This window comes from Polaromonas sp. P3_C2 (assembly GCF_056402675.1).
Genome location: NZ_JBFUGX010000290.1, coordinates 1 through 5,230 on the forward strand (window position 1 = coordinate 1; position 5,230 = coordinate 5,230).

The window sequence follows — 5,230 nt, forward strand, 5'->3', positions numbered from 1 at the left end:
GCTTGCACAGTGGTGAAGTCGTCACCGCTTTCGTTCTTTTCGGCCTTCACAAAGGCCGCGGCTTCGTCGGCAGGTACCAGCGACGGGTCGGCAAACAGCTTGTCGGCCAGCGGCTCGATGCCGGCTTCACGCGCAATCTGGCCCTTGGTGCGGCGCCTGGGCTTGAAGGGCAGGTACAAGTCCTCCAGGTCCTGCTTGGTGGCGGCAAACTCAATGGCTGCACGCAACTCGGGCGTGAGCTTGCCCTGCTCTTCAATGCTTTTGAGCACGGCTTCGCGGCGCTCTTCCAGTTCACGCAGGTAGCCCAGCCGGTATTCCAGTTCGCGCAACTGGATGTCGTCCAGCCCGCCGGTGGCTTCCTTGCGGTAGCGCGCGATGAAGGGAACCGTGGCGCCGCCGTCAAGCAGCTCTACGGCCGCCTTGATCTGGTGTTCCTGGACTTTGATTTCTGCCGCGATCTGGCGGATGATTTTCTGCATATTGAAGGAGATGTTCGAAAAAGCTCGGAAAAGAACCAAAAGGAAGTCAATAAGGGGCAAATGCCCGCCCGGCGATGCGGCCTGCCCTGGCGGAAAGCCGATACCTGTGCGCCGAGTACAAACTGACGCCAAGGGTCGGCATTGTCCCACAGCGCCAGCGCTGTTTTGCTTCTGATAATGGTCCTTGCCTTAAAGCAATTTCTTACATTTTCAGGGGAGAGACACATGCGGACTCGCACAATTTTTTTGGTGGTGGCCATGCTGCTGCTGGCGGGCTTTGTGGCCCTCAATGTCGATGAATTCAGCCGTGTGAGCATGCTCAGCCTGGGCTTTACCACCGTGGAGGTGTCGCTGGGCTTCGTGATGCTGCTCTTGCTGGTGGTTGCCACGGTGGTGTTTCTGGCCTCCACGCTCTACATGCAAAGCACCAACTTGCTGGAAACCCGGCGCTACGCACGCGAGCTGAACACGCAGCGTGAGCTGGCTGACAAGGCCGAGGCCTCTCGTTTTACCGAACTGCGGAGCTACCTGGAGGTGCAGGCCCTGGCCGCACAGCACCGGGAAGCCGCCGCCGCCACTGTGCTGGCCGAGCGCTTTTCGCAGCAGCAACAGGCATTGCTGGCGCGGCTGGAGCAGTCGGACAACACCATGGCCGCCCACATGGGCCAGCTCCAGGACCGGCTTGAGCGGCATGGCGGCATTCCTCATCTGGAAAAAGACTCGGAGACCATGCCGCTGGTTTGAGTGCCTGAATACCGGTTGCGCCGCGTCCTTCTTTTCTTTTATTAACCGGGCCCGGCAGGTGTAAGAACCGGCGAAGTCCATCGACCAATGGGGGTCTGCAATCCACGGAGACCCTCATGCTGCACACCGCGCCCCCACGGCCKTCCAGCCGCAATACCCCGCTGATCACCGCAATCGTCCTGATGGCATTGACGTCCAGGGCCTTGTCCGCACAAAACGCTTGCGCCATCAGCTCAGGGCCGACCATCACGCCGGTCGTTGAGCTGTATACCTCTGAGGGCTGCAGCTCCTGCCCGCCCGCTGACAAATGGGCTTCGTCGCTGAAAGGCAGTGGGGCCGTGGTGCAGGCCTTTCATGTCGGCTACTGGGACTACATCGGCTGGGTTGACCGCTTTGCCGCGCCCGCCTACACCAGCCGGCAACGCGAAATAGCGTCCAGGAACAATCTGCGCAGCATCTATACACCGCAGGCCGTACTCAACGGCAAAGACTGGCCCCGCTGGGGTGGCAGGCCTGCCGACAGCAAGGAACCCGCGCGCGCCAGCATCGTGCTCAGGCAACTCGGGCCGGACCAGTTTGAAGCCAGCGTCACCCCGATGTCCGCACCGCAGGTGTCACCGTCCTGGTCAGCCTACTGGACCGTCACTGAACATGGGCACAACTCCAAAGTGAAAGCCGGCGAAAACGCCGGAGAGGTTCTCCAACACGACTTCGTTGTGCGCCAGTACACCCAGGCCGGGGAATACAAAAGCAGCGACACCGGGCCGCAAAAACTGGCCTTTCGCAGCATTGCCCCAACCCAGGGCCATGAGCGCCAGGTGAATCTCGTGGTGTTCGACCCTCAAACCGGCAAGACCCTGCAGGCCGTCAGCCTTCAATGTGCCGCGTAAAGCACGGCCGCTGAAGGACTACCGCCTGGCGCACCGTACAGGCGGGGCAACGCGAGGCCTCGGGCATGCCGCACAATGGCGCAATGGATTCCCCGCAATCACCGCCCTGCGCTCCTTCGCTGGTTTTGCGGCCGCCCGGGGCCGCCGACTATGCGGCGCTGGCCACATGGGTCCAGGATGCCAGCACCTGTCTGCGCTGGGCCGGCCCCAAGCTGAAGTTTCCGTTTGAACCCGAGCGGCTCCCGGTACTGCTGGCTGAACCCGGCGCCTTCAGCTTTGTCATGAGCCGGGGTCCGGCAGAGGCGCTGGGCTTTGGGCAATTCTGGGTGCGTGAGGCAGGTGCTGCCCATCTGGCCCGCATCATCCTGGCGCCCGGCGCGCGCGGCCAGGGTCTGGGTTCGACGCTGTGCAGGCTGCTAATGGCCCAGGCGGCCCGTGACACCGGTGCCACAGCTTTCACACTGCGCGTGTACCGTGACAACCACCCTGCGCTGACCATCTACGAAGGCCTCGGCTTTGCAGTGATTCCCGAGTTTTCAGACGACAGCATCTTTTTCATGCGCAGGGAAGCGCAAAACGGCATGCAGGCGATACAGGCCGAAGGGTGTCCATAGTGCCCATCGATAAACTGTGGGGCCGTGCTGTTGCGGCCACGTCCCTGCACTCCTTTTTCTTTTCGATCGATGCTTTCACTTTTTCTTAAATGCCTGCTGGGTGCGCTTGCCGTGCTGGTTATTGCCCTTCTTTCCCGGTCGCGCAGCTTTTTCATCGCCGGCCTGGTGCCGCTGTTTCCCACCTTTGCCCTGATTGCGCACTACATCGTGGGCAGCGAACGCTCCGCGGCAGACCTTCGCACCACGGCACTGTTCGGCCTGTGGTCCCTCATCCCCTATGCGGTTTACCTGCTGGTGGTGTACTGGCTCAGCGTGCGCGCGGCACTGCCCGTCACGCTTGCCTGCGCCACACTGGCCTGGGCGCTTGCTGCGGGCGGGCTGCTGCTCGGCTGGAGCCGTGCCTACCCTTCGGCGCTTTAAGGAAAACAGATATGGGCAAATTCAAAAAAGTGTTGCGGGCCATTTTGCTTGCGCCTGTCGCGCTGTTTTTGCTATTTGAAGAATGGGGCTGGGAGCCGCTGGCCGCCGGCTTTGCAGCACTGGGGCGCCTGCCCTGGTGGGGGCGGCTGGAGCGCTGGATCACCCGCTTGCCGCCCTGGGCTGCGCTGCTCGCCTTCGGCGTGCCGGTGCTGGCGCTGATCCCGCTGAAGCTGCTGGCGCTTTACCTGTTCGGCCTGGGGCATGTCACTGTCGGCCTGGCGCTGATACTGGCGGCCAAACTCACCGGAACCGCGCTGGCGGCACGCCTCTTTCAACTGACCCAGCCTGCACTCATGCAAATGCCGTGGTTCGCGCGGCTCTACACCCCCTGGAAAGCCTGGAAGGACAAAATCATGACCCAGGCCAGGGCGTCGTTGCCATGGCGCATGGCCCGCCGTTTCAAGACGCGGGTCAAGCTGGCAGCTGCGCGGCTCCTGGCCGCACTGAAAGCCGTATTGTCATGAGCGCCAGGCTCACTGAATTCAACCGCAGCCCTTGACCATGTTCGACTTCATCACGCCACCTTTGTACATCCGCCTGTCGCCTTACCGGCTGACGGTGCGCAATGTGAAAACGGGCGCTTTCATTTCCGAAGTGCCCGAAATTGCGATTTCCCGCAGCCTCAAGCCCAAAGTGCTGGGCGCGGGCGATGACGCCGCCCTGCATAAATCGAGCAAGTCGGCACAGGTCCTCAATCCTTTCAGCCACCCGCGCTCCATGGTGTCCGACTTCACCCACGGTGAGCAGGTACTGAAGGCATTCGTCCGTAAACTTCAGGCCAGCCACGTGCTGGCTCCCGCGCCCCGCATGGTGTTCCATCCTCTGGGCGAGCCCGCAGGTGGTTTCACCCAGGTGGAAATACGGGCCCTCCATGAGATGGCCCTGGGGGCCGGCGCTTCAGAAGTCACCATGTGGCAGGGCCCGGAATTGACAGACGAGCAGGTGCTGTCGCGCAGCTACCCTTCCACGGGACAGGTACTGGAATGACCGCAACCGCCGGCACGGGCATCAGTGACCTGCGCGCGCTCACCCGGCAATTCCCCCACCAAGGGCGGCTTGAGCAAATTTTGCTGAGGCCAGCCCGCCGCAGCCCGGTGCTCAGCGTTGCAACCGTGACAGCACTGGCCGGCCGCGGGCTGGAAGGCGACCGGAGCGCGGCGGCGCCTGCCATTCGCCCGGAAAGCAGCAAACGCCAGGTCACCCTGATCCAGGCCGAGCACCTGCCCGTGCTGGCCGCACTGGCCCGGCTTGGCGCGGTGGAAGCCGCGAGCTTGCGGCGCAACCTGGTGGTGTCGGGCCTGAACCTGCTGGCGGCGAAGTCCCTTTTCAGGGACCAGCCCATGGTGCTGCACATCGGCGATGTGGTGCTGGAAATCACCGGCCCGTGCGAACCCTGTTCGCGCATGGAGGAAGTGCTGGGCCCCGGCGGATACAACGCCATGCGCGGCCATGGCGGGTTGACGGCGCGTGTGTTGCAGGGTGGCTTGCTGCGCGTCGGTGATGCCCTTGTCTGTGAATCTGCCAAATCCGATCGGGAGTCTCCGGCTCAACCGCTATTGATTTGATAGCTGCTTGCGCATGACCAGTAAGGAATAGGGCCATTTTTTGCATTATTTAAGATCTCAAGCCCCGCCGCCCAACCGCGAACCAGCACGGGTATTTCGCTTCCCTCATACTTGTTCCTCATCCACTTTTTGGCGCAGCGGCTTTCCATGAACAAAACTTCGGTCGACAAGCAAAAAATCAAATTCCTGCTGCTCGAGGGCATTCACCCCTCCGCGGTGGAGGTTCTCAAGGCGGCAGGTTACTCGCAGATCGAAAGCCTGGCCGGCGCGCTGCCCGATGACGAACTCAAGGCCAAAATCGCCGACGCGCATTTTGTCGGCATCCGTTCCCGCACCCAGCTCACTGCCGATGTATTTGCCCAGGCCGGCAAGCTGGCGGCGGTCGGCTGCTTTTGCATCGGCACCAACCAGGTCGACCTGAACGCCGCCCGCGAACGCGGCATTGCGGTGTTCAACGC

Annotated in this window: 8 protein-coding genes and 1 pseudogene; 8 read left to right on the plus strand and 1 reads right to left on the minus strand. The window is 62.3% G+C overall.

Annotation, left to right across the window (positions count from 1 at the left end; all coding sequences use genetic code 11):
• A partial coding sequence (locus tag AC1DWI_RS13135; protein ID WP_477724984.1) for a Tex-like N-terminal domain-containing protein occupies nt 1–479 on the minus strand: 479 nt, incomplete at its 3' end.
• Nucleotides 480–704: 225 nt separating this feature from the next.
• On the opposite strand from AC1DWI_RS13135, the gene AC1DWI_RS13140 reads away from it, so the two are divergent.
• The 8 genes and pseudogenes from AC1DWI_RS13140 to AC1DWI_RS13175 all read left to right on the plus strand — a co-directional run.
• The gene (locus tag AC1DWI_RS13140) at nt 705–1,223 is read left to right on the plus strand and encodes a hypothetical protein (RefSeq protein WP_457280877.1); all 519 of its coding nucleotides are present in this window, start codon (nt 705–707) and stop codon (nt 1,221–1,223) included.
• A 116-nt stretch (nt 1,224–1,339) separates the two neighbouring features.
• Nucleotides 1,340–2,113: a DUF1223 domain-containing protein gene (locus AC1DWI_RS13145; RefSeq protein ID WP_477669540.1), complete on the plus strand. Its 774-nt coding sequence runs from the start codon at nt 1,340–1,342 to the stop codon at nt 2,111–2,113.
• 83 nt (nt 2,114–2,196) lie between these two features.
• Entirely contained in the window at nt 2,197–2,727 is a 531-nt protein-coding gene (locus AC1DWI_RS13150) for a GNAT family N-acetyltransferase (RefSeq protein ID WP_477669539.1), read from the plus strand.
• A gap of 69 nt (nt 2,728–2,796) precedes the next feature.
• A complete protein-coding gene (locus AC1DWI_RS13155; RefSeq protein ID WP_477669538.1) occupies nt 2,797–3,147 on the plus strand; it encodes a GlpM family protein in 351 nt (116 codons plus the stop codon).
• An 11-nt stretch (nt 3,148–3,158) separates the two neighbouring features.
• On the plus strand, nt 3,159–3,671 hold the full coding sequence (locus AC1DWI_RS13160; RefSeq protein ID WP_477669537.1) for a hypothetical protein: 513 nt from the start codon (nt 3,159–3,161) through the stop codon (nt 3,669–3,671).
• A 37-nt stretch (nt 3,672–3,708) separates the two neighbouring features.
• Complete coding sequence (locus AC1DWI_RS13165) at nt 3,709–4,194, plus strand: rod shape-determining protein (RefSeq protein WP_477669536.1); 486 nt, start codon at nt 3,709–3,711, stop codon at nt 4,192–4,194.
• The gene (locus tag AC1DWI_RS13170; RefSeq protein ID WP_477669535.1) at nt 4,191–4,772 is read left to right on the plus strand and encodes an MOSC domain-containing protein; all 582 of its coding nucleotides are present in this window, start codon (nt 4,191–4,193) and stop codon (nt 4,770–4,772) included. The genes AC1DWI_RS13165 and AC1DWI_RS13170 overlap by 4 nt, the downstream gene beginning before the upstream one ends.
• Nucleotides 4,773–4,919: 147 nt before the next feature.
• Nucleotides 4,920–5,230 (plus strand): annotated as a pseudogene (locus AC1DWI_RS13175) (phosphoglycerate dehydrogenase); the annotation flags it as partial.